Here is a 22,298-nt window from a genome sequence, read left to right as displayed (position 1 = left end):
GGAATCGGTCAGGCGACGACCACGCGGACGAGGCACGTCGACCGCGCCGCCTCGGCGAGCGCACGGGCCTGCGCCTCGAGGTAGCCGATCTCGGCGAACTGCTCCAGCAGGTGGTCGACACCGAGGGCGCGGCCGAGCATCTCGCTGGTGTCGCGGTCGATCTCGGCCATGCCGGAGCAGGTGGCCGTCAGCAGGGGCAGCGGGCGGACGGCCTGCCCTGCGGCATGGGTGGGGTCGGTGGGAAGAGTCATCTGGATGGTCATGCCCACTCCGACCGGGCAGCCTGCACGAGTGTGACGTCACGTTCCTGCGTGCCGTCCGGTCGTTCCAGCAGACCGGGCGGAAGGATGCAGGTGTGACGGACGAGCACGAGAGCGTGGCGGAGCTCCTCGACGAGCGAGACAGGCTGATGGCCATCGGCTACCGGATGCTCGGCAGCCGCGCCGAGGCGGAGGACGCCGTGCAGGAGACCTACGTCCGGTGGTACCGGCTCGCGCCCGACGAGCGTGACGGCATCCGCAACCCGGCGGCCTGGCTGACCACGGCCATGACCCGGGTGTGCCTCAACGTCCTCGACTCGGCCAGGCACCGTCGCGAGTCGTACGTCGGCGAGTGGCTGCCGGAGCCGTTGGCGGCGGGCTCACCACTCGGTCGTGCTGCCGACACCACGCCGACCGACCCGGCCGACCAGGCGGCGCTGGCGGACGAGGTGACCATGGCGCTGATGGTGGTGCTGGAGTCGTTGACCCCCGCCGAACGGGTCGCGCTCGTGCTGCACGACGTGTTCGGCTACCGGTTCGACGAGATCGCCGAGATGGTGGGACGCACGCCCCAGGCCGTGCGCAAGCTCGCGTCGACCGCCCGCAAGCACGTCGACGACGAACGTCGCCGCGACTCCACCCCGGTCCAGCACCGCCAGGTCGTGGAGTCGTTCATCGGCGCCTGCCTCACCGGCGACGTCGCCGCACTGGTCGCACGGCTGGACCCGGGGGCGACGGCCGTCAGCGACGGCGGCGGACGGGTGCGGGCAGCGCTCCGCCCGGTCGTCGGCGCCGACCGGGTCGCGCGCTTCCTGACGGGCGCCCTCCGCAAGTCGTCCGACCTCGTCGCCACGCTCGAGGACGACCGCGACGAGACACGGCTGGTGCTGCGCCGCGACGACGTGGTCGCCGCCGTCGCGACGTTCCGCGTCCGCGACGGCCTGGTCAGCAACATCTGGTTGACGCTCAACCCCGACAAGCTCGCCACCTGGGACGACAGCGGAGACGAGACGCACGACACGGTCGACTGACCTCACACTCCGGGTGGACGTCCGGTCGAGGTGGCATGAGCGAACACCGTCCCTCCCCGTCCCTGACCATCGCGGTCGCCGGCGGCACCGGCACCGTCGGCCGGCACGTCGTCGAGATCGCGCGGCAGCGCAGTCACGCCGTCGTCGTGCTGAGCCGCGCCCGCGGCACCGACCTGGTGGCCGGGACCGGCCTCGACGACGCCCTGCGCGACGTGGACGTCGTCATCGACGTCACCTCACGGGCCACCCAGGACTCCGACGAGTCCCGGACGTTCTTCGGCACCGTGACCCGCCACCTGCTCGGAGCCGAGTCACGAGCCGGGGTCGCGCACCACGTCGCGCTCTCCATCGTCGGCATCGACCGGGCACCCACCGGCTACTACGCCGGCAAGGTGCTGCAGGAGGAGCTCGTCGAGCAGTCCCCGGTCCCGTGGACGATCCTCCGGGCGACGCAGTTCCACGAGTTCGCCGCCCAGATCTACGGCGCGATCACCCTCGGTCCGCTCGTGGTCGTGCCCCGCATGGTGTCCGAGCCGGTCGCGGCGGCCGAGGTCGCCGCCCGGCTGGTGGACCTGGCCGAGGCCGGGCCGTCCGGTCGGGTCGCGGACCTCGGCGGCCCGCGCCGTGAACGCATGGTCGACATGGTCCGCCGCTGGGCGCGCGCCACCGGGCGCCCGTCCCGGGTCCTCGCGGTCCCCGTCCCGGGGTCGCTCGGGCGGGTCATGCGCGACGGTGGCCTCGTCACCGGCCGGGACGCGGACCACGGGACGCAGACCTTCGCCGAGTGGCTGGCAGAGCTCCGATGAGCCTCGGGCTGCGCCGGGGCCTGCTGTGGGCCACCGCACTCATCGGCGCCTTCGTGGGAGGCTGGGCGGCGTTCGCCCCGCGAGGGTTCTACGACTCGTTCCCCGGCCTCGGGTTCATCTGGATCTCGATCGACGGCCCCTACAACGAGCACCTCGTCCGAGACGTCGGGACGCTCTACCTCGGCCTCGCCGCGGCGACGGCGTACGCCGCGCTGCAGCGCTCGGAGGCGGCGGCGGTGGTCGCGAGCCGGGCGATCGGCCTGGCCTGGGTCGTCTTCTCGATCCCGCACCTGGGTTACCACGCGCTCCACCTCGACGGCCTGTCGACGCTCGACGTGGTGGCGCAGATGGTGTCGCTCAGCAGCACCGCCGTGCTCGGGGGCCTCCTCCTGCTCGGCCCGGCTCCCCGCCCACGCTCGGGGTGACGGCGCGAACGGCTCCGGGTCAGGCGTCCAGCGTCTCGACGTCGACCTCGTAGGCCCCCTGCACGATGAACTCCTTGCGCGGGGCCACGTCGGAGCCCATGAGCAGGTCGAAGACCTTGCTGGCCTCGTCGACGTCGTCGATGGTGAGCTTGCGGAGCGTGCGGTGGCGCGGGTCCATGGTGGTCTCGGCCAGCTGGTCGGCGTCCATCTCCCCGAGGCCCTTGTAGCGCTGGACCGGGTCCTTCCAGCGCACGTTCTTCTTCTTCAGCTCGGCGAGCTTCCGCTGCAGCTCGTCGTCGGAGTAGGTGTAGATGTACTTGTCCATCCCCTTCTTGGGGTTCGACAGCTCGATGCGGTGCAGCGGCGGCACGGCCGAGAAGAGGCGGCCGTCGCGCACCAGCTCGGGCATGTACTTGAAGAACAGCGTCGCGAGCAGGCAGCGGATGTGCGCCCCGTCGGAGTCGGCGTCGGCCATCAGGATGATCCGGCCGTAGCGGGCCGCCTCGAGGTCGAACGTCCGCCCCGAGCCGGCCCCGACGACCTGGATGATGGAGGCGCACTCGGCGTTCTTCAGCATGTCGCCGACGGTGGCCTTCTGGACGTTGAGGATCTTGCCGCGGATCGGCAGGAGCGCCTGGAACTCGCTGCTCCGCGCCGCCTTGGCGGTGCCCATCGCCGAGTCGCCCTCGACGATGAACAGCTCGGTGCGCTCGGTGTCGGTGCTGCGGCAGTCGAACAGCTTGGCCGGCAGCGCCGAGGACTCCAGCGCGTTCTTGCGACGCTGGTTCTCCTTGTGCTGGCGCGCCGCGAGCCGGGTCTTGGACGCCCCCGCCACCTTCTCCATCAGCAGCTTGGCCTGGGCCTTCTCGGCCCGCTTGGTGGAGGTCAGGAACGACTTGAGCTCGGCCGCCACGACCTTGCGCACCACGCTCCGCGCGGCCGGTGTGCCGAGGATCTCCTTGGTCTGCCCCTCGAACTGTGGCTCGGCCAGCCGCACGGTCACCACGGCCGTCAGGCCCTCCAGCACGTCGTCCTTGATGACGTCGGTGTCGGCCGCCTTGAGCACCTTGGCAGCACGCATGGAGTCGTTGAACGTCTTGGTCAGCGCCGCCTCGAAGCCGCCGACGTGCGTGCCGCCCTTGGGCGTCGCGATCACGTTGACGAACGAGCGCACCTCGGTGTCGTACGCCGTGTCCCACCGCACCGCGACGTCGACGGCGAGCTCGCGCTCGACCTCCTGCGGCGTCATGTGGCCCTTGTCGTCGAGCAGCGGCACGGTCTCGGTGAAGGTGTCGGTGCCCTGCAGGCGCAGGATGTCGGTCACCGGCTCGCCGTGGGAGAGGAACTCGACGAACTCCGCGATGCCGCCGTCGTGGCGGAACTTCTCCTCCACCATCTCCGAGGTGCGCTGGTCGCGGATGACGAGCTCGAGGCCGGGGACGATGTACGACGTCTGGCGGGCGCGGCCGATGAGCCCGTCCATCTCGAAGCGGGCGTCCTTGGTGAAGATCTGCCGGTCGGGCCAGAACCGGATCCGGGTGCCGGTCCTCCCCTTTGCCACCCGCTTGCCCTTGCGGGTCAGTCCGGACTGCGGGGTGAACGACGCACCGGGCCCGTCGCCGTCGAAGACGCCGGGCACGCCGCGCTGGAAGGACAGGCCCTGCTGGGAGGGCGAGCGGTCGACGTCGATGTCCATCCGGGCGGACAGGGCGTTGACCACGGACAGGCCCACGCCGTGCAGGCCGCCGGTGGCGACGTAGGACCCGCCGCCGAACTTGCCGCCGGCGTGCAGCTTGGTGGCCACGACCTCCACACCCGGGAGGCCCGTCTTGGGCTCCTTGTCGGTCGGGATGCCGCGCCCGTCGTCGTACACCTCGACCGAGCCGTCGTCGTGCAGCGTCACCTCGACGCGGTGCGCGACGCCGGCGAGGGCCTCGTCCACGCCGTTGTCGATGATCTCCCACAGGCAGTGCATGAGACCGCGCGTGTCGGTCGAGCCGATGTACATGCCCGGTCGCTTGCGGACCGCGTCGAGCCCCTCGAGGACGAGGAGGTGTGCGGCGTTGTAGGTGTTGTCCGATGGTGCTGCCACAAGGGAAGAACCTACCTGCGACACGCCGGGCCCCGACGGAGGCACGCCTGCCCCGGGCCGCGTATGGGCAGGTCTAGCGTGGGGCACCGGAGAGGTATCACTTCCGCAACGGCTCGTCCATGTTGAGGACAACGCCAGCGTGGAGGAGTGTGACGTGATTGACTTGAGGAGTTCTCGATCCTGAAACGCCAGCAGGGAATCTTTGCCCCACTGGCTACGTTGGGCCAGACACCGATGAACAGAAATGAGGCTGACGTGACCACTGCCACCGCACCCACCCAGGCCGTCCTCACGGCCGGTGACCGCTGCGACCGCTGCGGCGCCCAGGCCTACCTCCGGGTGGAGCTCCAGACCGGCGGCGAGCTGTTGTTCTGCGCCCACCACGCCCGCGAGCACGGCGAGAAGCTCCGCGAGATCGCCGCGAACGTCCACGACGAGACCCATAAGCTGGACACCCCCTCCGCCGGCAGCGAGGCCTGAGCCACACCGACCGCACCCACCTACTTCCAGAACGGCCCCGGACACGCTCTCCGGGGCCGTTCTGCGTGCCCGGGCAGTGGCTGTCGAGGCATCTGGGAGGCTGTGCCCCGTGAGCGCCACCGAGTTCCTCGTCGCCGTCGCGATCGCCGTCGGCATTGCGGGCATCATCGTCCCCGTCCTGCCCGGGACGATCCTGGTGCTGGTCGCGATCCTCGTGTGGGCCCTCCAGATCGGTACGACCACGGGCTGGGCCGTGTTCGCCGTCTGCGCCCTGCTGCTCGTCGGGGGCTCGGTGGTGAAGTACCTCGTGCCGGGTCGGCAGCTCAAGACCGCCGGGGTCCCGAACCGCACGCTGCTGGTCGGCGCGCTGCTCGGGTTCGTCGGGTTCTTCGTGATCCCGGTCGTCGGGATGTTCATCGGGTTCGTCCTCGGCGTCTACGTCGCGGAGCGGGCACGGGTGGGCGGCGCACTGGCCTGGCCGTCGACGAAGGGCGCGCTGCGCGCCGTCGGGGCGTCGATCCTGATCGAGCTCGCGGCAGCCCTCCTCGCCGCCGCCGCGTGGGTCGCCGGCGTCGTGGCGACCTGAGGACGGCGGCATGGCGGTCCTGCTCGCGCTCGCGGCGGCTGTCGCCTACGGTCTGTCGGACTTCGTCGGCGGTGTCGCTGCACGTCGTACGTCGGCGTGGCCGGTCGCGTTCGTCGGCACCACCGTGGCCTTCATCGGAGCCGTCGGCATCGCGCTGGGGACCGAGGGTTCACCCACCCGCGTGGACCTCTGGTGGGGCGCGCTGGCCGGGGTCGGCAGCGGGGTGGGCGGCGCGTTCCTCTACCGCGGCCTGGCGTCCGGGCGGATGGGCGTCGTCGCACCGATCTCGGCGGTCGGCGCGGCCCTCCTGCCGGTGTGCGTCGGCGTCGCGACAGGCGAGCGTCCGGAGCTCTTCGTGTGGGCGGGCGTCGCGGCCGCCGTCCCGGGCATCTGGCTCGTCAGCCGGGAGCCAGGCGGCTCGGGCGACCTCGCTGCCGGGATCCTCGACGGCGTCCTCGCAGGAGTGGGCTTCGGGCTGCTCTTCGCCGCCATGGGCCAGGTGCCCGAGGGCGCGGGCTTCGCGCCGCTGGCGGTCGCGCAGGGGGTGGGTGCGGTCGCGGTCGCCCTCACGGCTGCCGTGCTGGGGGCGCGGTGGGTCCCCGACCACCCGTCCCAGGCGTGGGGCGCGGTCACCGGCGTGCTGTCCACCGCCGCGGCCGCGGCGTTCCTCCTCGCTACCCAGACCGGCCTGCTGACGATCGCGTCGGTGGTCACGTCCCTCTACCCGGCCGTCACCATCGCACTGGCGGCGCTCGTCCTGCGCGAGCGCATCCACCCGCCGCAGGCGCTCGGGCTGGTGCTGTGCGGGCTGGCCGTGGGGCTCGTCGCGGCTGCCTGAGGCGCCCGTCGGTCAGGCGCCGAGCCCGGACCCGATCGGCAGGGTCCAGCGCTTGCGCTGGGGAGCCCAGTCGACGACCGGGGTGGACCCGTCGGCCTGGTCGACCATCTTCACCGAGACGCGGACCGACGGCACCCGGTCGAAGCAGTCACGGCTGACGACGGCCCGGAAGACGTCACGGCCCCACTTGGGGCGGGCCGAGTAGTCGCACCGGACCCGCTCGTCGCTGCCGCGCCACCCGTCGGCCTCGGTCAGCACGTAGTCGGTCCCGTCGCCGAGGCCGCTGCTCAGGACGTACTCCGGCCCCTTCGTGTCGCGGTCGGTGTCGAAGAAGACGGAGACACCGGCCGCGCTGCTGCGCATCAGCTCGTTGAAGCGCACCTTGACGAGCACGTTCTCCGCACCGTGGTTGGCCTGGAGCCCGTAGATGTCGGTCAGCGATCCCTTGGCGTCGGCCGGGTCGTCGATGCTGTAGTACTCCGCGTGTGCGGGCGCGGCCGTGAGGGCGGTGAGCGCAAGGACGGGGACAGCCAGGAGCGAGATCCGAGTTCTCATGACGCGAGTCTGTCACCGTCCACCCACGGCGCGTCACCCACTTCGGGTGGTAGTCGGGGGCGCGGTGGCACGATGACGGCATGACCGGGGCCGTCAGGAGGGGCGTACGCCGGTGCGGTCCGGTGCTCGCCCTGGTCCTGGGCGGCGCCGTCGCCGGGTGCAGCTCGCCGGACGTGCCGTCGACGCCGTCGGCGCCCCGCGTCCCGCCGTCACCGACCACCGCGACGCCTGCTCCCTCTGACCCGCCTCCGCTCCCGGTCAGCATCGCCGTCGCGGGAGACGTCCACTTCGAGGGGCCGCTGGCGTCGCGCCTGCGCCGGCCGGCCACCGCCCTCGCGCCGGCATCCGCGGCGCTCGCCGCTGCCGACGTGGCGATCGTCAACCTGGAGACGTCCGTGGGGTCGGGTGGGCGCCCCGAGCCGGGCAAGCGGTTCACCTTCTCCGCCGCCACCACGGCGTTCGACGCGCTGGCGGCCGCGGGGATCGACGTCGCGAGCATGGCCAACAACCACGCCCTCGACTTCGGACGGGCCAGACTCCCGTCGACGCTGCGCGCCGCGGCCGCCGTACGGCCCGGGTTGGCCGTCGTCGGCATCGGCGCCGACGCGGACGAGGCATTCACCCCGGCCGTCACCGACGTGGGCGGGACGCGAGTCGCGACGTTCGCCGCCTCGGTCGCCGACCAGGACCCCACCGCCGACCCCACCGGGGCGTGGGCGGCGGATCGGGACACCTCCGGCGTCGCCGACGCGATCGACCCGCGGCGCCTGCTCCGCGAGGTACGACGGGCAGACACCGACGCGGAGGTGGTCGTGACCTACCTGCACTGGGGCGTCCAGGGCGAGCGCTGCCCCTCCGCCGACCAGCGCTCGCTCGCCCGTCGGCTGGTCGGGGCGGGTGCCGACGTCGTGGTGGGGAGCCACGCCCACGAGCTGCAGGGCGACGGCCGGCTCGGACCGGGCTACGTCGCCTACGGACTCGGCAACTTCGCGTGGTACTCCCCCGGTCCCACTGGCGTCCTCACCCTCACCGTCCAGCCGCCGCGAAGTCCGGCCGGGCGGGCCCGGGTCACCACGTCACGCTGGTGGCCGGCGACCATCGGCGCCGACGGCCTCGCGAGACCGGATTCCGGACCCGCGGCAGCGGCCTCCCGGGAGCACCGCCACGCCCTGCGCGGGTGCGCCGGGCTGGGCTGACGGCTCAGGCCGGGGCCAGCCAGGCGGCCACGATCCGCCCGACCCGTTCGAGCTGCGCCGCGGACACGACACCCGGCACGTCCCCGGCGGAGTGGTAGCCGGCGTACGGCGTCGAGCCCAGCCGCGCACCCGGCAGCCCGGCGCGGACGAACGACCAGTGGTCGCTGCTGCGCTGGTCGCCTTCGGCCACGGCGGCGGCACCTGCGCGCCGCGCCGCCGCGAGCAGCGCCCGCTGGACGGGGTCGGAGTCGCCGGCGGACCCGACCGGCACCCGCTCCCCCACGCCGACCCGGTCGAGCGACACCATGCCCCGAAGTGCCCGGCGTTCGGCAGGCCGCATCGCGGCGACGTAGCGCCGCGACCCGTAGTGGTGGTCGTCGTCGGTCGGCCCGCGTGGCTCCTCGGCACCGAAGGCGACGAACACCGTCGGCAGGCGGGTGCGCCGGTCCGACGCCGCCTCGGCCACGGCCAGCATCACGCCGATCCCCGAGGCGTTGTCCTCCGCCCCCGGAGCCTGCGGGACGGTGTCGAGGTGCGCGCCCACGACCAGGTGCGGTTCGGCCGGGTCGAAGCCGGTCGGCGTGGCGACGACGTTGGCCGAGCGCCCGGCAGGGACGGGCACCCCCCACGGCTCCCCCGCAGGAACGTCCACGCGGTGGCGCTCGACGTCGTACCCGAGCCGGGTCAGCTCGGCGGACACCCAGCGGGCGGCACGGTCGTACGCCGCCCCGGTCGCCTCGCGCGGACCGATCCTGCCCGCCAGGCGGCGGACGGCGCGCAGCGCGGTCGCTGGGTCGACGTCGTCGGCGGAGACGGGGTCGCCCGACTCGGCTGCCGGGTCGTCCGTCGTCGCCGGTCCCGACGGGGACGGTTCGGTCGGCTGCTCGGTGGGCTGCTCAGTCGGCTGCCCGGTCGGCTGCTCGGGCTCGTCCCGAGTGCCTGACGTCCCGTCGCTGCCCGGGCCAGTGCACGCGGTCAGGAGGACCGCTGCGACCGTCGCCACGGCAGCGGCACGACGCGGGGCGGACATGCGGTCACCGTAGTCGGGGCGTCGCGACGACAGGTCGCGAAATGGCGAGCAGCGCCGCCCGGAGGGCGACGCCGCTCGTGACGTGCTGGCTGAGCGGAACCTCAGTCGAGGTAGTCGCGCAGGACCTGCGACCGGCTCGGGTGGCGCAGCTTCGACATGGTCTTCGACTCGATCTGGCGGATCCGCTCGCGGGTCACGCCGTAGACCTTGCCGATCTCGTCGAGGGTCTTGGGCTGGCCGTCGGTGAGGCCGAACCGCATCGAGACGACGCCGGCCTCGCGCTCGGAGAGCGTGTCGAGCACCGCGTGAAGCTGCTCCTGCAGCAGGGTGAACGAGACGGCGTCGGCCGGCACGATGGCCTCGGAGTCCTCGATCAGGTCACCGAACTCCGAGTCGCCGTCCTCGCCGAGAGGGGTGTGGAGCGAGATCGGCTCGCGGCCGTACTTCTGGACCTCGATGACCTTCTCCGGGGTCATGTCGAGCTCCTTGGCCAGCTCCTCCGGCGTGGGCTCGCGCCCCAGGTCCTGGAGCATCTGGCGCTGGACGCGGGCCAGCTTGTTGATGACCTCGACCATGTGCACCGGGATGCGGATGGTGCGGGCCTGGTCGGCCATCGCGCGGGTGATCGCCTGACGGATCCACCACGTGGCGTAGGTCGAGAACTTGTAGCCCTTGGTGTAGTCGAACTTCTCGACCGCACGGATCAGGCCGAGGTTGCCCTCCTGGATCAGGTCGAGGAAGAGCATGCCGCGTCCGGTGTAGCGCTTGGCCAGCGAGACGACGAGTCGCAGGTTGGCCTCGAGGAGGTGGTTCTTCGCGCGCCGACCGTCCTCGGCGATCCACTCGTACTCCTCGAGCATCTTCGGGCTGATCCGGCCGCCCTTGGCGAGCTTCTCCTCCGAGAACAGGCCGGCCTCGATCCGCTTGGCGAGCTCGACCTCCATCTCGGCGTTGAGGAGGGGCACCTTGCCGATCTGCTTGAGGTAGTCCTTGACCGGGTCGGCCGTCGCGCCGGCCACCATGACCTGCTGCTCGGGCTCGTCGGTCTCGTCGGCCGCGGAGACGGTGAAGGCCTGCTTCTCGTCCTCCTTGATCGTCGGGTCCGCGGCGACGTCCTTCTCGAACTCGGCGTCGGGGATGTCGGGGAGGACCTTCTTGCCGTCGGGGCCGATGACGGGCGCCTCGGCGGTCCCGAGGTCGACGACCTCGTCAGCCGCGGTGGCCTTGCCGGCGGCCGCCTTCTTCGCGGGCGCTGCCGCCTTGGCCGCGGGCTTGGCATCCGCCGCCGGGCTCGCCTTCTTGGCGGGTGCCTTCTTGGCCGGCGCCTTCTTGGCGGCGGAGGAGGTCGCGGTCCGCTTGCTGGTGGCGGCGACCGCACGCATGCCCGCGGCATCGATCTGGACCGAGATGCCGAGGCCGCTGAGGTGCACCAGCAGGGCCTTCAGGTGCCGGGGCTCGACCCCGGCCTCGTCACTGGCGCGCCGTACGTCCTCGGGGGACACGGTGCCCGTGGGGGCAGCACCGGCGACCAGGGCAGCGATGGAGGGGTGCGTCAGCACCTCTGCGGGGAGCAACTTGCGTGCGTGTGAGGACACGAACACCTCTCGTCCAGCAACTTCGGGGCGCGGCGAGGCCCGGTGACGTCAAGAGCCGCGTCGTCATTCTGCCACGACCCTCCAGACGGCCCGACATCCGGCTGCGAACCGCGCGTGTCACACGGCTGCGTGCGGGCTCTCCTCCGCGGTGGGGCCGGCGGTCAGTCCGCAGCCCTGGAGGCAGCCTTCTTGGCCTTCTTGAAGTCCCGCACCTTCTGCAGCGACTCGGCGTCGACCACGTCGGCGACCGAGCGGTGGCCGTCGAGCGCGTAGTCGCCCACGACGGTCTCCCAGCCGTCGGGGCGTACGTCGAGCTGCTTGGCCAGCAGCGCCACGAAGATCTGCGCCTTCTGCTTGCCGAATCCCGGCAGCGCCATCACGCGCTTGAGGAGGTCCTCGCCGTCCTCCGCCTCCGTCCACAGCCGGGAGGCGTCGCCGCCGTAGGTCTCCTCGACGATCCGCGCGAGCTCCTGCAGCCGGGCCGCCATCGAACCGGGGAAGCGGTGGATGGCCGGCGGGGTGGCGGCCATCGCGGCGAACTCCTCCGGGTCGGCCGCCGCGATCGCGTCGGGCTCGACCGTGCCGAAGCGGTCCAGCACCTTGGCCGGGCCCCGGAAGGCGTGCTCCATGGGGTACTGCTGGTCGAGCATCATGCCCACGAGCAGGGCGAACGCGGAGTCGTCGAGAACCTTGTCGGCGGCGGCGTCGCCGGTGATCTGGAAGCCCATGGGGCCATCCTGCCCGACGTCGGCCCCCGGCGTCGGCGGGCGCTCTGCTACTGGGCCTTGACCGCCAGGACCGGGCACGGCGCGTCGAGGAGCACGCGCTGGGCGTTGCTGCCGAGGATCAGCTTGCCGACGGGCGAGCGCCGGCGCAGGCCGATGACGAGCAGCTCGGCGCCGTTGGCTTCGGCGATGCTGATCAGGTCCTCCGCGGGCTCGAAGCCGCGGACGAGCTGGCGGACGTCGTGCTCGACGCCGGCGTCCTCGAGCCGCTTCTGGATGCCGGCCATCTCGTCGTCGGCGGCGCGGGCAGCGGGTCCGTCGTAGTCCTGCCCACCCCGGTGGGAGTTCACCACGACCAGCTTGCTCCCGCGCAGCTTGGCCTCGCTGATGCCGGCAGCGAGGGCCGCCTCACCCTCCGGCTTGGGGACGTATCCGACGACGACGGTGCCCATGGTGTCTCCTCTCGGGGCCACGACGCCTCGCCGCGGGCCTGCTGGCACCGTAACGGAAACGGCTGGGCTTCGGCAGCCTGTGGAGGGGTGGGTCGGACGCTCGGCGCTGGGGCACTCTGGACCGGTGGCCCCGCCCCCCGCGCCCCCTCCGGCGCTCCGTCCCGCGACGCACCCCGCCCTGCAGGCACCGGTCGACCGGCACACGCACGCCGTCCTGCGCGCGGCCACCCTCGCGCTGGTCGAGGAGGAGACCCGCCGGCGCTTCCCGGTGACGGTGCACGCGGGCGTGCCCGGTCGGTGCGTGCGCCACGTCGAGGACCCGCCCCTCCCCGATGCGGCGCTGCGGGCCGACGTCGCCCTCGCGCTCCTGCGCGCGTCCGCCTCGCTGGCCCCGCGTCCCGCGCTGTGGCTGACCCGGCCGGGCGAGCTCAGCACCCACGACGACGACCTGCGCTGGCTCGGCCCAGCGGCGTGGGCCGCCCAAGCCCTGGGGATGCCGGTCGGCCTGGTCGTGGTGACGCGCCGGGGATGGTTCGACCCCGTCAGCGACGTGCGCCGCGAGTGGCGTCGGTTGCGGCCCCGTCCGGCGTCCGTGCGCGGCTGACCGCTCGAGCGGTGCGCCAGCGACATCCCGAGCTCACGGAATGCAGGTCTGCCACCGCTCGTCCGCGCGCCGCGGGGAGACCCGCCCACCAGCGGTGGCCCAGCCACATCCCGAGCTCGCGGAATGTCGATCTGCCACCGCTCGTCCGCGCGCCGCGGGCAGACCCGCCCACCAGCGGTGGCCCAGCCACGTCGCGGGCGCCCGGCAGGTGGCTGGGGCACCGGCCCCCGGGGTGCGGCGGTGAGCCAGACACGTTCTGACCGCTCAGAACATGTCTCACGCACCGCTCGGGCGGCGTGGCTCGTCCCAGGCCGATTCCGGGGCCGATTCCGGGGCCGAGTCCGGGGCCCAGTCCGGGCCCGCAGCCGTGCGGGTGGTCAGTCCCAGGTGTGGACGGGCTCGTTGCTGTGCATGCGCTCGCGGTAGTCGAGGAGGGTCGCCCGCAGGGCGTCGTAGCGGTCTGCTCCCCCACGCTGGTGCACCCGGTCGACGAACCAGCCGGCGCCGCTGGCCTCGGTCTGGCAGCGCTGCTCGATGATCCCGAGGTAGCGGTCGCTCTCCTCCGACGGGACGCCCCACGAGTCGAGGCCGGCGCGGGCCATGGGCAGGAGGCGCCTCAGCACCAGCTCCGTGGCGCGGACCTGGCCAAGGCCCGGCCAGTAGACCTGGGCGTCGACGCCCATCTGGGCGGCGACGTGGAAGTTCTCCTCCGCGGCGGAGAACGACATCTGCGACCAGAGCGGGCGCTCGCTCTCGACGAGGTAGCGGACCAGGCCGAACCAGAGGGCAGCGTTGGCGATGGTGTCGGCGATGGTCGGCCCGGCAGCGAGCAGGCGGTTCTCCACGCGCAGGTGCGGCATGCCTTGCGAGATGTCGTAGACCGGCCGGTTCCACCGGTAGATCGTGCCGTTGTGGAGCTTGAGCTCGTGGAGGGCCGGGGTGCCGCCGGACTCCAGCACCTCGAGCGGGTCCTCGTCGTCGGTCACCGGCAGCAGCGCCGGGAAGTAGCGGACGTTCTCCTCGAAGAGGTCGAACACCGAGGTGATCCACCGCTCGCCGAACCACACCCGTGGCCGGACGCCCTGGGCCTTGAGCTCCTCACTGCGGGTGTCGGTCGCCTGCTCGAACAGCGGGATGCGGGTCTCGCGCCACAGCTCCTTGCCGAGCAGGTAGGGCGAGTTGGCCGACACCGCCAGCTGCACCCCGGCGATCGCCTGCGCGGCGTTCCAGTGAGCGGCGAACTGGTCCGGAGACGTCTGCACGTGGAACTGCGTGCTGGTGCAGGCAGCCTCCGGGACGATCGAGTCCGAGGTCGTGACCAGTCGCTCCCGTCCCGAGATGCTGATGGTGATGTCCTCCCCGCGCGCGGCGAGGATCTGCTCGGACAGCAGGTTGTAGCGCGGGTTGGAGCTCAGGGACGAGACGTTCATGTGCCCCTCGGCCAGCGTCGGGAGGATCCCGATCATGACCTGGTGGGCGCCGACCTGCGAGCCCTTCTCCTCCGCGTCGTTGAGCGAGCGGCGCAGGCTCTTCTCGAACTTCGAGAGGCCGCCCTCGCGCAGCTTGGCCGGGGCCACGTTGATCTCGATGTTGAACTGGCCGAGCTCGGTCTGGAAGTCGGGGTCGGCGATGGCCTCCAGGACCTCGGCGTTCTTCAGCGCCGGGTCGCCCGCGTCGTCGATGAGGTTCAGCTCCATCTCGAGGCCCGTCATCGGGTCGTCGGTGTCGAAGGCGGCCTCGCGGAGCATGCGGGCGAACACGTCGAGGTTGCGGCGCACCTTCTCGCGGTGGCGCGTCCGGTCGGCGCGGCTGAACTCCTGCTGGTCGACCTCTTCTCCCATGACGGCACCCTAGTCACGGGCCCCTCGCCCGGGAACCGTCCACAGGGCTGGTCTCACGCCGCCGGGTCACCGCTCACCCCCGGCTGCAGGGTCGCCCACGTGTCGGGCGGTGTCGCCGACTCGAGCAGCTGGGAGACCAGACCCGCGAGCGTGTGGCCGGGCTCGGCCTCCCGGCACCGGTCGACCGCGCACCACGACAGGGCGCCGTCCCCGGCGAGCCAGGCGGCGAAGGCCAGCACGGCAGCGGCACCGGCGACGTGCGAGGTGGGCAGTCGACGCACCGCGTCCGACCAGAGCTCGACCGCCCGTCGGGCGTCCGCCCGGTCGAGCCACGCCCAGGCCTCGTCGCGGCGCTCACCCGTCGTGACGCTGGCACAGACGGCTCCAAGCTCGGACCCCGAGAACGTCGTGCCGGCGCGGACGTGGCGACGCACCAGCGCCGTGAGGCCACCGGGCGGAAGGGGTGTCGCGCCCGGGAGGTGGGGCAGGCTCCGGGTGACCGCCGCCGCGTCGGGCGCGACCGTCTCGCGCAGCGCTTCCCTGCTGGCGTGCGTGACCCTCCCCTCGAAGACGGACCTCGCGGTGAACGGGTGCTCGGCGCGGGTGAACGGAACGCCGCGGTAGGCAGCCAGCGGCGCCCCCGGCAGCACGGCGTACCAGTGGTCGTCATGGACGCGCAGCACCTCTCGCACTTCGATGCCGGCAGCCGTGAACTCCTCGTGGACCGACCAGGCCGCCTCGTCGGCGACCGTGGTGTCGTCGTCGTAGACCACCACGACGACGTCGCGCACGCCGTTGCGCCGGGCGGCGCGCAGCAGCGCCTCGACGACGTTGTCGACGTCGTCGGGGTCGTGGGGCAGGTCGACGCGGGCGTGCATGCCGCCACCGGAGGCGCCGACGCTCACGACGACGACGGACCGGTGCGGGACGAAGCCCATGGCGAGCGGCACGAAGACGGCGATGTCGCCCGGAGTGCGGACCCGCATCGGGATCGGCGCCGGGGTCGGGGTGGGCGGGGGGACGGGTGCGAGGTCGTGGGGTTCCATGCCGGTGACGCTTCCCGGAGCCACCCACTCTCCACGCCTCGTCGTCGAGGTCCCTGTGGACAGGCGGCTGCCGGGGGCGTCTGTGGACGGTTCGTGGTCCACGACCGGCGCCCGGGGGCGTCCCCGGACGGCGGGAGGGTGCGGGAGGATGGGCCCCGTGACGACGCAGTCCTCCTCCGGCCGCACCGGCTGATGCGCAGCACCGCGTCGATCCTGCACCTGGACCTGGACGCCTTCTTCGCCGCAGTCGAGCAGCGCGACAAGCCGTCGCTGCGCGGCAAGCCGGTCATCGTCGGGGGCACCGGGGGGCGCGGCGTGGTCTCCACCGCGTCGTACGAGGCCAGGAAGTACGGCGTGGGGTCCGCGATGTCGACCCGCGAGGCCCGTGCCCGGTGTCCGCACGCCGCCTTCCTCAGCGGTCGCTTCCATGCCTACCGCGAGACCAGCTGGCGGGTCATGCAGGTCCTGCGTGAGCTGTCGCCCCTCGTCGAGCCGCTCTCGCTCGACGAGGCGTTCGTCGACCTCGCGGCAGCCGGCCTCCCCGACCTCGAGGTGGCGACCGTGACCGAGGCGGGCGCCGAGCTGCGTCGGCGGGTGCAGGAGGTGACGGGCGGGCTGACCGCGACCGTGGGCATCGCGTCGTCGAAGTTCCTCGCAAAGGTCGCCAGCGAGCTCGACAAGCCCGACGGCATGACGGTCGTCCCGCCGGGCACGGAGCTCGACCTGCTGCGACCGATGAAGGTGAAGGTCATCCCTGGCGTGGGTCCGGCCACCAACGAGCGACTGCGACGCGCCGGCATCCACACCGTCGCCGAGCTCGAGGCCGTCAGCGAGGACGAGCTGGTGCGCCTGCTCGGCCAGGCGCAGGGCCACGGGCTGTGGCAGCTGGCGCGGGCGCAGGACTCCCGCCCGGTCGTCGCCGAGCGGGAGGCGAAGTCGATCAGCGTCGAGGGCACGTACGACAGCGACCTCACGGACCGCAGGCTGATGGAGGGGCTCCTGACGCGGCAGGCGCGCGAGGTGGGCACGCGCATGCGCAAGAACGGGTCGTCCGGCCGCACGGTCACCATCAAGGTGCGACTCCACGACTTCACCACCCTGAGCCGGTCGAGCACGCTCGCGAGCCCGACCGACGACGGCGCGACCATCGCTCGCATCGCGCGGTCGTTGCTCGCCGACCTCGACACGACCGGCGGCGTGCGCCTGCTGGGCGTCGGGGTCTCCGGCCTCGCCGACTGGGTGCAGGAGGACCTGTTCGGCGAGACCGGCGAGGAGGAGGACGTCGAGGTCGTGGTGCCCGATCCGCCGCGACGCGCCTGGCCCCCCGGCGCCGACGTGGTGCACGACGAGATGGGGGCGGGCTGGGTGTGGGGTTCCGGCGCGGGTGTGGTGACCGTGCGGTTCGAGACCGCCGACACACCTCCGGGACCGGTGCGCAGCTTCCGCGCCGACGACCCTGCCCTGCACCGCTTCGAGCCCCCGGCCGAGGACTGAGGCACACCTGCGTCACACGAGGCGCAGCACGACCTCGTCCCCGGGACGCAGCTGCGCGCAGGTGTCGAGGTCGTCGTCGACGACCACCCCCACGACCGGGTAGCCGCCCGTCGTCGGGTGGTCGGCCAGGAACACCACGGGCTGGCCCGACGGCGGCAGCTGGACGGCGCCGAGGACGATCCCCTCGCTGGCGAGCTCGCCGCCACGCCGCTCCAGCCGCGGTCCCGCCAGCCGCAGCCCGATGCGGTCGCTGTCCGAGGCGACGGCGTACGACGCCCCGTCGAGCCGCGTCCATCCCGCTGGGTCGAGCCAGTCGGCCCGTGGCCCGCGGCGCAGGTGCAGCACCGGCTCGCGCGGTCGTACGACGACAGCAGCAGGCGGCTCCGGCAGCGGACCGGCCGGCCCGAGCGGGAGCCGGTCGCCCGCCGCGAGCCGTGGGGGTCCCACCCACGCGAGCGTGTCGGTCGAGCGGGAGCCCAGCACCGGTGCGGCCACGATCCCGCCCGCGAAGGCCACGTAGGACCGCACCCCGCTCGCCGCGGGTCCTACCGACACCAGCGCCCCGGCGGGCACCGTCACCGGTGCGCCATGGGCGACGGCACGTCCCGCGACCCGGACCGCGCAGGCCGCGCCGGTCACCGCCAGCGTCACCGCCCGGTGCGGCCGCAGCACGACGCCGCCGGCGGTGGTCTCCACGACGGCGTCGTCCGGGCCGCCACCGACGAGGCGACGGGCCAGGGCCGCAGCACCCCGGTCGAGTGCCCCGGCGCGGGGGACCCCCAGGTGGGCCCATCCCCGCCGGCCGCGGTCCTGCAGCGTCGAGAGCGGGCCCGGGTCGACCACCTCCACCACTGCCGGTGCGTCGGGGACGGGGCCGGACGCTGTCACGCCCGGACCTCGAACCGCACCCGGGTGCCCGGGGCGAGGAGCGCCGGCTCGGCACGCCCGACGTCCCACAGGTCGGCGTCAGTGGTGCCGATCAGCAGCCACCCGCCCGGTGACGCGGTCGGGTAGACGCCGCACCAGGTGTCGGCGAGCGCGACCGACCCGGGCGCCACCCGGGCTCGGGGTGACGCCAGCCGGGGCACCTCGCGGTCGGCGGGCAGGCCCGCGAGGTAGGCGAAGCCGGGGGCGAAGCCGCAGAAGGTGGACGTGAACTCCAGCGACGTGTGGAGGTCGACGACCTCTTCCGTCGTGCATCCCCAGTGGTCGGCGACCCGGGCGAGGTCGGGGCCCGAGTAGCGCACCGCGAGCCGCACCAGCTGTCCTGGTGAGGCATGGTGCTGGTCCGCCCACCGCGGCAGCAGCTCGCGCACCGCCGCCGGGTCGGCACCGTCGACCAGGACGGTCCGCGCCGCCGGCACGACCTCCTCGGCCGCGAGCCCCGAGGCACGGACCCAGGCGGCGAGCGCGGCCGCCGCGACGGCGTCCTCGACCTCGACGAGGCAGGCGCGCGGCCCGACGTCGACGACCTCCACGTCGGTCATTGTCCCCCCAGCGTCCACCGGCGAGGAGTTGCCCACGGGCCACGGGGTTTGGCAGCCTCGTGGGTGCACACAGGTGAGGGGCTCCCGACGGTATGAGCGTCAGGAGCCCCTCGATGTGATCGGGATGGTGACGTCCGATCCACCGAACCGGTCTCCCGGCCCCCACAGTCCCCGCCACCGGGCCTGCGCGGCGAGCAAGTCGCCGTCTGGAGCTGTTCGTCCGATCCGATCCCCGATCCCGCCGGAGCGGTGTCGGTAGGAGAGTTCTACGTCGTCCGAGCGCCGCCCCGCAAGGGGTCCCGCGGACAAACCTGCGGTCCCACAGGGTTCCCCACAGAAGTCGTGCGCTGCTCCACAGCCTGGCGCCGACCCTCCACAGCCGAGGGGTCAGCCTGTGGAGGACCAGCAGGAGGTCACGACGAGCCCGGCCGCCTCGAGCGCATGACGTACGGCAGCCGCCGTCCGCACCGCTCCCGGGGAGTCACCGTGCACGCACACCGAGTCGACGGCGGCCGCCAGCTCGACCGCCCGCGCCGCCACCCGGTCGGGGTCGGTCACCAGGGCGCCCGGCCGGTCGCGCGGGAGGAGCCCGCCGTCGGCGTCGTAGCCCCGGTCGGGGAAGCCCTCGAGCCGCGCGCCCCGGCCGCGCGCCCGGGCCATGGAGAGCAGTACCGAGCCGGGCATGCCCATCACGGGGAGTGCGCCCGACCCGTCGAGCACGGCCCCTGCCTGGTCCTCGTCGCGGGCCACCCGGTGGTAGAGCGCGCCGTGCGGCTTCAGGTAGGCCACCGCGCCACCCTCGGCCGCGGCGATGGCCGAGAGGACGCCGACCTGCTCGGCCACCTGCTCGCGCAGGACGTCGCCCGGGACGTCGAGCTCGACGCGGCCGAAGCGCGCGCGGTCGGCGTACGACACCTGCGCGCCGAGCGTCACCCCGCGTCGTACGGCGCCGGCACACACGGCCCGCATCGTCGCGGGCGTCCCGGCGTGGAACCCGCAGGCCACGTTGGCGCTCGTGACCACGGCGAGCAGGCCGTCGTCGTCGGTCACCTCCTCGCCCAGGTCGGCGTTGAGGTCGACCCGTCCCGGGCCGTCGGCGGTGTGCATGGGGCCAGTCTCCCCGGGGAACCCCTGAGAAGTCCCTGAGAGTTGGTCGATGTTGCAACTCCGGTGGGTACTGGCTCGTCAAGGCAGATGAAGGCACCACATCCGGGGCGGGGAATCCCGCGGCGGACACAGGCGTTGGAACAGATGTGCGACACCGGGGTGATCGCACGAGAGCAGGAGGACGAGATGAGCACCGCACAGGCAAAGCGCACCACCACCACTCGTGAGATCGAGGGCCGCGACAGCGTGGGCCTCTACCTCGACGAGATCGCTCGCACCCCGCTGCTCGACGCCGAGACCGAGGTCGAGCTGTCCAAGACCATCGAGGCCGGCCTGCTGGCCCAGCACCTCCTCGACACCGGTCGCGTCGGCCGCCGCAAGGGCGGTGCACCGATGAGCGCCAACGAGGCCGAGCTCGAGTGGCTCGCCGAGCAGGGCCGGCTCGCCGTCGACCGCTTCATCGAGGCCAACCTGCGCCTGGTCGTCTCCATCGCTCGCAAGTACGGCCGCTCGCAGATGCCGATGCTCGACCTGATCCAGGAGGGCAACACCGGCCTGATCCGCGCGGTCGAGAAGTTCGACTACACCAAGGGCTACAAGTTCTCGACCTACGCCACGTGGTGGGTCCGCCAGGCGATCACGCGCGGCATCGCGCAGCAGGCCCGCGTCGTACGCCTCCCCGTGCACGTCGTGGAGGAGCTCAACCAGGTCGGCAGCGCCCGACGCACGCTCGAGCGCCAGCTCGGCCGTGACCCGGAGCCGCAGGAGATCGCGACCGAGCTCGGCATGGACGTCGACCGGGTCCTCGACCTGATGAGCTGGGGACGCGACCACGTCTCGCTGGACACGCCGGTGGACGAGGACGGCGACACCTCGCTCGGCGACCTGATGGCGCAGGAGACCGCGCCCGGCCCGGACCTCAACGTCCTCGACGCCGAGGCCCGCCAGCGCCTGGAGGACCTCGTCGGGATCCTCGACGAGCGGTCCGCCGACATCGTCCGCGCCCGCTACGGCCTCGCGGACGGCCGCCAGCACAAGCTCGCCGACATCGGTGCCCGCCACGGCATCTCCGCAGAGCGGGTCCGCCAGCTCGAGCGCGAGGCGCTGCAAAAGCTCCGTCGCGCCGGGGACCCGGACCTCGCGGCCTGATGGCACGCTCCTGGCTGCGTTCTCGTCGCTCGACGGCCCGCTCCGCTCAAAGGCCGCCTTCGCTCCTCCGCCTTGCCAGGCACGCACCCTCAGACCGCGACATAGCCTGATGCACGCGTCCTGATGCTCGCTGGCTGAGCCTCAGTACGCCGCGGACTCCAGGTCCGCGCTCGCGGCCCGTGCCCGCTCGACCACGTCGGCGGGGACGGGCCGTTCGCGTGCCACCCGGGCCTGCCACAGCTGGACGGCGACCACCCGGGCGGCGGCCTCCTCGACCCGCGCCCGCGACACCACGCCCGAGTCGATCGCGTCCGTGACGATCTGGTGCGTGGTCGCCGTGTCGACCGGCATGAGGAGCAGGTCGGCACCGGCCTGCAGCGCCTGCAGGGCCGGCGTCGGGCGCCCGCCGACGGCACCCATGCCGAGCGAGTCGGTGATCGTGACGCCCTCGAAGCCGAGGTCGTCGCGCAGCAGGTCGTAGACCTCCGGGGCCATGCTCGCGGGCACGCCCGGCGCGATGTCGGTGAGGTCGAGGTGGCTCAGCATCACGGCGGGCGCGTGCTGGCGGATCGCCGACTCGAAGGGCGGCAGGTCGTGCGCCTCGAGCTCGGCGAGGGTCGAGTCGAGCACCGGCAGCGTGTCGTGGCTGTCGCTGGTCGCGCCGCCGTGGCCCGGGAAGTGCTTCACGGTGGACACCACACCCGCGTCGTCGTAACCCTTGATGGCGGCACCGACGGCCTGGGACGCGAGCCGGGGGTCCTGCGAGGGCGAGCGGGCACCGATCGTCGGGTCGGCGGCGCCGATCGTCACGTCGGCGACCGGGGCGAAGACCCAGGTGAATCCGAGGTCGCGCAGCTCGAGGCCGGTGGTGAGGGCCGCGGCGCGGGTCACCCGACGGCCGAGGCGGGCGTCCGCCGCGATCGCGAGCCCGGCCGACTGGAAGTGCGGGAAGTCGGTGGCGATGCCGCGCAGGTGGGAGACGTAGCCGCCCTCCTGGTCCACCCCGATCACGGGCGGAAAGTCCCGGTCGTCGGCCTTCGCGGCGTCCGCCAGCGCCGAGGTCATCGCGAGCACCTGGTCGCGGTCGGTGACGTTGTCGCCCGTGACCGAGACGCCGGCGAGGTGCAGGTCACGGAGCATGCGGGCCGGCTCCTGCGGGTCCGTGCCGTGGAAGCGCCCGACGATGACGCCGCCGGCGAGCTGCTCGGAGCTCCAGGTCGAGACGAGCTCCTGCGCCTGCTCCAGCTCCCCCGTCGTCGGCCCCCACGACGTCGGGGTGTCGGGGTCCTCGGTCGCCTCCGCCTCCGGCGAGGCGGGGGCTCCGGTCCCCGACGCCGGCGCCGAGGACGACGGCGTCGAGGTGGCGGGCTCGGCGTCGTCGGGCGCCTGGCCGAGTCCGGCGCACCCGCTCACGAGCAGGACGCCCGTCGCGATCACGGCCAGTCGGGGTCGGATCGAGAACACGCCCGGGAGGTTACCCGTCCGAGCCTCGCGAGCCG

At 73.1% G+C, this 22,298-nt stretch carries 23 protein-coding genes; 10 read left to right on the top strand and 13 right to left on the bottom strand.

The window, feature by feature from the left end; translation table 11 throughout:
* Nucleotides 1–8 precede the first annotated feature (8 nt).
* Nucleotides 9–263, bottom strand: coding sequence for a hypothetical protein (locus tag AC3A3L_RS15635; RefSeq protein ID WP_487640960.1), 255 nt, complete (start codon nucleotides 261–263; stop codon nucleotides 9–11).
* A 92-nt stretch (nucleotides 264–355) separates the two neighbouring features.
* Between AC3A3L_RS15635 and sigJ the strand changes: the two genes are divergently transcribed.
* The 3 genes from sigJ to AC3A3L_RS15620 are packed head-to-tail and all read left to right on the top strand — an operon-like array spanning nucleotide 356 to nucleotide 2,522.
* Nucleotides 356–1,291: an RNA polymerase sigma factor SigJ gene (sigJ, locus tag AC3A3L_RS15630; RefSeq protein ID WP_487640959.1), complete on the top strand. Its 936-nt coding sequence runs from the start codon at nucleotides 356–358 to the stop codon at nucleotides 1,289–1,291.
* Between the two features lie 35 nt (nucleotides 1,292–1,326).
* Nucleotides 1,327–2,097 (top strand): SDR family oxidoreductase, encoded by a 771-nt coding sequence (locus AC3A3L_RS15625; RefSeq protein WP_487640958.1) that lies wholly within the window; start codon nucleotides 1,327–1,329, stop codon nucleotides 2,095–2,097.
* Nucleotides 2,094–2,522, top strand: a complete 429-nt coding sequence (locus AC3A3L_RS15620; RefSeq protein ID WP_487640957.1) for a hypothetical protein — start codon at nucleotides 2,094–2,096, stop codon at nucleotides 2,520–2,522. The genes AC3A3L_RS15625 and AC3A3L_RS15620 overlap by 4 nt, the downstream gene beginning before the upstream one ends.
* Before the next feature lie 19 nt (nucleotides 2,523–2,541).
* Here AC3A3L_RS15620 and AC3A3L_RS15615 read toward each other — a convergent pair whose 3' ends face one another.
* Entirely contained in the window at nucleotides 2,542–4,614 is a 2,073-nt protein-coding gene (locus tag AC3A3L_RS15615; RefSeq protein WP_487640956.1) for a DNA gyrase/topoisomerase IV subunit B, read from the bottom strand.
* Nucleotides 4,615–4,848: 234 nt separating this feature from the next.
* Here AC3A3L_RS15615 and AC3A3L_RS15610 point away from each other — a divergent pair, with 234 nt between their 5' ends.
* From AC3A3L_RS15610 to AC3A3L_RS15600, 3 genes are all read left to right on the top strand, one after another.
* Complete coding sequence (locus AC3A3L_RS15610) at nucleotides 4,849–5,094, top strand: DUF7455 domain-containing protein (RefSeq protein WP_487640955.1); 246 nt, start codon at nucleotides 4,849–4,851, stop codon at nucleotides 5,092–5,094.
* A gap of 109 nt (nucleotides 5,095–5,203) precedes the next feature.
* Nucleotides 5,204–5,680 (top strand): DUF456 domain-containing protein, encoded by a 477-nt coding sequence (locus AC3A3L_RS15605; protein WP_487640954.1) that lies wholly within the window; start codon nucleotides 5,204–5,206, stop codon nucleotides 5,678–5,680.
* A gap of 10 nt (nucleotides 5,681–5,690) precedes the next feature.
* A complete protein-coding gene (locus AC3A3L_RS15600; protein WP_487640953.1) occupies nucleotides 5,691–6,518 on the top strand; it encodes an EamA family transporter in 828 nt (275 codons plus the stop codon).
* Between the two features lie 12 nt (nucleotides 6,519–6,530).
* Here the strand turns inward: AC3A3L_RS15600 and AC3A3L_RS15595 are convergent, their stop codons facing one another.
* Nucleotides 6,531–7,073: a hypothetical protein gene (locus tag AC3A3L_RS15595; protein WP_487640952.1), complete on the bottom strand. Its 543-nt coding sequence runs from the start codon at nucleotides 7,071–7,073 to the stop codon at nucleotides 6,531–6,533.
* Nucleotides 7,074–7,153: 80 nt separating this feature from the next.
* Between AC3A3L_RS15595 and AC3A3L_RS15590 the strand changes: the two genes are divergently transcribed.
* On the top strand, nucleotides 7,154–8,269 hold the full coding sequence (locus AC3A3L_RS15590) for a CapA family protein (RefSeq protein WP_487640951.1): 1,116 nt from the start codon (nucleotides 7,154–7,156) through the stop codon (nucleotides 8,267–8,269).
* Nucleotides 8,270–8,273: 4 nt separating this feature from the next.
* On the opposite strand, the gene AC3A3L_RS15585 is transcribed toward AC3A3L_RS15590, so the two are convergent.
* The 4 genes from AC3A3L_RS15585 to AC3A3L_RS15570 all read right to left on the bottom strand — a co-directional run bounded on the left by AC3A3L_RS15585 (nucleotide 8,274) and on the right by AC3A3L_RS15570 (nucleotide 12,071).
* A complete protein-coding gene (locus AC3A3L_RS15585) occupies nucleotides 8,274–9,299 on the bottom strand; it encodes a M28 family peptidase (protein WP_487640950.1) in 1,026 nt (341 codons plus the stop codon).
* A gap of 101 nt (nucleotides 9,300–9,400) precedes the next feature.
* Entirely contained in the window at nucleotides 9,401–10,681 is a 1,281-nt protein-coding gene (locus AC3A3L_RS15580; protein WP_487641200.1) for an RNA polymerase sigma factor, read from the bottom strand.
* 374 nt (nucleotides 10,682–11,055) lie between these two features.
* Nucleotides 11,056–11,622: an HhH-GPD-type base excision DNA repair protein gene (locus AC3A3L_RS15575; protein WP_487640949.1), complete on the bottom strand. Its 567-nt coding sequence runs from the start codon at nucleotides 11,620–11,622 to the stop codon at nucleotides 11,056–11,058.
* A 47-nt stretch (nucleotides 11,623–11,669) separates the two neighbouring features.
* Entirely contained in the window at nucleotides 11,670–12,071 is a 402-nt protein-coding gene (locus tag AC3A3L_RS15570; RefSeq protein WP_487640948.1) for a universal stress protein, read from the bottom strand.
* A gap of 124 nt (nucleotides 12,072–12,195) precedes the next feature.
* Between AC3A3L_RS15570 and AC3A3L_RS15565 the strand changes: the two genes are divergently transcribed.
* A complete protein-coding gene (locus AC3A3L_RS15565; protein ID WP_487640947.1) occupies nucleotides 12,196–12,675 on the top strand; it encodes a hypothetical protein in 480 nt (159 codons plus the stop codon).
* Nucleotides 12,676–13,052: 377 nt separating this feature from the next.
* Here AC3A3L_RS15565 and AC3A3L_RS15560 read toward each other — a convergent pair whose 3' ends face one another.
* On the bottom strand, nucleotides 13,053–14,516 hold the full coding sequence (locus AC3A3L_RS15560) for a glutamate-cysteine ligase family protein (RefSeq protein ID WP_487640946.1): 1,464 nt from the start codon (nucleotides 14,514–14,516) through the stop codon (nucleotides 13,053–13,055).
* Between the two features lie 53 nt (nucleotides 14,517–14,569).
* Complete coding sequence (locus AC3A3L_RS15555) at nucleotides 14,570–15,562, bottom strand: DUF4192 domain-containing protein (protein ID WP_487640945.1); 993 nt, start codon at nucleotides 15,560–15,562, stop codon at nucleotides 14,570–14,572.
* A 192-nt stretch (nucleotides 15,563–15,754) separates the two neighbouring features.
* Here AC3A3L_RS15555 and AC3A3L_RS15550 point away from each other — a divergent pair, with 192 nt between their 5' ends.
* Nucleotides 15,755–17,056, top strand: a complete 1,302-nt coding sequence (locus AC3A3L_RS15550; RefSeq protein WP_487640944.1) for a DNA polymerase IV — start codon at nucleotides 15,755–15,757, stop codon at nucleotides 17,054–17,056.
* Nucleotides 17,057–17,068: 12 nt separating this feature from the next.
* Here the strand turns inward: AC3A3L_RS15550 and AC3A3L_RS15545 are convergent, their stop codons facing one another.
* From AC3A3L_RS15545 to AC3A3L_RS15535, 3 genes are all read right to left on the bottom strand, one after another.
* The gene (locus tag AC3A3L_RS15545; protein ID WP_487640943.1) at nucleotides 17,069–17,944 is read right to left on the bottom strand and encodes a 5-oxoprolinase subunit C family protein; all 876 of its coding nucleotides are present in this window, start codon (nucleotides 17,942–17,944) and stop codon (nucleotides 17,069–17,071) included.
* Nucleotides 17,941–18,543 carry a 5-oxoprolinase subunit B family protein gene (locus AC3A3L_RS15540; protein ID WP_487640942.1) on the bottom strand — a complete coding sequence of 201 codons (603 nt, stop codon included), beginning with the start codon at nucleotides 18,541–18,543 and terminating at the stop codon, nucleotides 17,941–17,943. Before AC3A3L_RS15540 ends, AC3A3L_RS15545 begins: the two co-directional genes overlap by 4 nt.
* Before the next feature lie 387 nt (nucleotides 18,544–18,930).
* Entirely contained in the window at nucleotides 18,931–19,650 is a 720-nt protein-coding gene (locus tag AC3A3L_RS15535; RefSeq protein ID WP_487640941.1) for a 5-oxoprolinase subunit PxpA, read from the bottom strand.
* 186 nt (nucleotides 19,651–19,836) lie between these two features.
* Between AC3A3L_RS15535 and AC3A3L_RS15530 the strand changes: the two genes are divergently transcribed.
* Nucleotides 19,837–20,799 (top strand): sigma-70 family RNA polymerase sigma factor, encoded by a 963-nt coding sequence (locus tag AC3A3L_RS15530; RefSeq protein WP_487640940.1) that lies wholly within the window; start codon nucleotides 19,837–19,839, stop codon nucleotides 20,797–20,799.
* 141 nt (nucleotides 20,800–20,940) lie between these two features.
* Here the strand turns inward: AC3A3L_RS15530 and AC3A3L_RS15525 are convergent, their stop codons facing one another.
* On the bottom strand, nucleotides 20,941–22,263 hold the full coding sequence (locus tag AC3A3L_RS15525; protein ID WP_487640939.1) for a glycoside hydrolase family 3 N-terminal domain-containing protein: 1,323 nt from the start codon (nucleotides 22,261–22,263) through the stop codon (nucleotides 20,941–20,943).
* Nucleotides 22,264–22,298: the final 35 nt, after the last annotated feature.

It is taken from the genome of Nocardioides sp. Soil_C_8 (genome assembly GCF_057656315.1).
The sequence above is the reverse complement of the archived record's forward strand: the minus strand, read 5'-3'. Positions and strand labels throughout refer to the sequence as shown.

Excerpts from the sequence above, each read along its gene's own strand:
- AC3A3L_RS15570 (WP_487640948.1), bottom strand. The coding sequence starts at position 12,071 with ATGGGCACCGTCGTCGTCGGATACGTCCCCAAGCCGGAGGGTGAGGCG.
- AC3A3L_RS15610 (WP_487640955.1), top strand. The coding sequence starts at position 4,849 with ATGAACAGAAATGAGGCTGACGTGACCACTGCCACCGCACCCACCCAG.
- AC3A3L_RS15635 (WP_487640960.1), bottom strand. The coding sequence starts at position 263 with ATGACCATCCAGATGACTCTTCCCACCGACCCCACCCATGCCGCAGGG.
- AC3A3L_RS15575 (WP_487640949.1), bottom strand. The coding sequence starts at position 11,622 with ATGGGCTTCCAGATCACCGGCGACGCCGCCGCCGACAAGGTTCTCGAC.
- AC3A3L_RS15585 (WP_487640950.1), bottom strand. The coding sequence starts at position 9,299 with ATGTCCGCCCCGCGTCGTGCCGCTGCCGTGGCGACGGTCGCAGCGGTC.
- AC3A3L_RS15595 (WP_487640952.1), bottom strand. The coding sequence starts at position 7,073 with ATGAGAACTCGGATCTCGCTCCTGGCTGTCCCCGTCCTTGCGCTCACC.
- AC3A3L_RS15600 (WP_487640953.1), top strand. The coding sequence starts at position 5,691 with ATGGCGGTCCTGCTCGCGCTCGCGGCGGCTGTCGCCTACGGTCTGTCG.
- AC3A3L_RS15530 (WP_487640940.1), top strand. The coding sequence starts at position 19,837 with ATGAGCACCGCACAGGCAAAGCGCACCACCACCACTCGTGAGATCGAG.
- AC3A3L_RS15560 (WP_487640946.1), bottom strand. The coding sequence starts at position 14,516 with ATGGGAGAAGAGGTCGACCAGCAGGAGTTCAGCCGCGCCGACCGGACG.
- AC3A3L_RS15555 (WP_487640945.1), bottom strand. The coding sequence starts at position 15,562 with ATGGAACCCCACGACCTCGCACCCGTCCCCCCGCCCACCCCGACCCCG.
- AC3A3L_RS15620 (WP_487640957.1), top strand. The coding sequence starts at position 2,094 with ATGAGCCTCGGGCTGCGCCGGGGCCTGCTGTGGGCCACCGCACTCATC.
- AC3A3L_RS15540 (WP_487640942.1), bottom strand. The coding sequence starts at position 18,543 with ATGACCGACGTGGAGGTCGTCGACGTCGGGCCGCGCGCCTGCCTCGTC.
- AC3A3L_RS15535 (WP_487640941.1), bottom strand. The coding sequence starts at position 19,650 with ATGCACACCGCCGACGGCCCGGGACGGGTCGACCTCAACGCCGACCTG.
- AC3A3L_RS15550 (WP_487640944.1), top strand. The coding sequence starts at position 15,755 with ATGCGCAGCACCGCGTCGATCCTGCACCTGGACCTGGACGCCTTCTTC.
- AC3A3L_RS15625 (WP_487640958.1), top strand. The coding sequence starts at position 1,327 with ATGAGCGAACACCGTCCCTCCCCGTCCCTGACCATCGCGGTCGCCGGC.
- AC3A3L_RS15590 (WP_487640951.1), top strand. The coding sequence starts at position 7,154 with ATGACCGGGGCCGTCAGGAGGGGCGTACGCCGGTGCGGTCCGGTGCTC.
- AC3A3L_RS15580 (WP_487641200.1), bottom strand. The coding sequence starts at position 10,681 with ATGCGTGCGGTCGCCGCCACCAGCAAGCGGACCGCGACCTCCTCCGCC.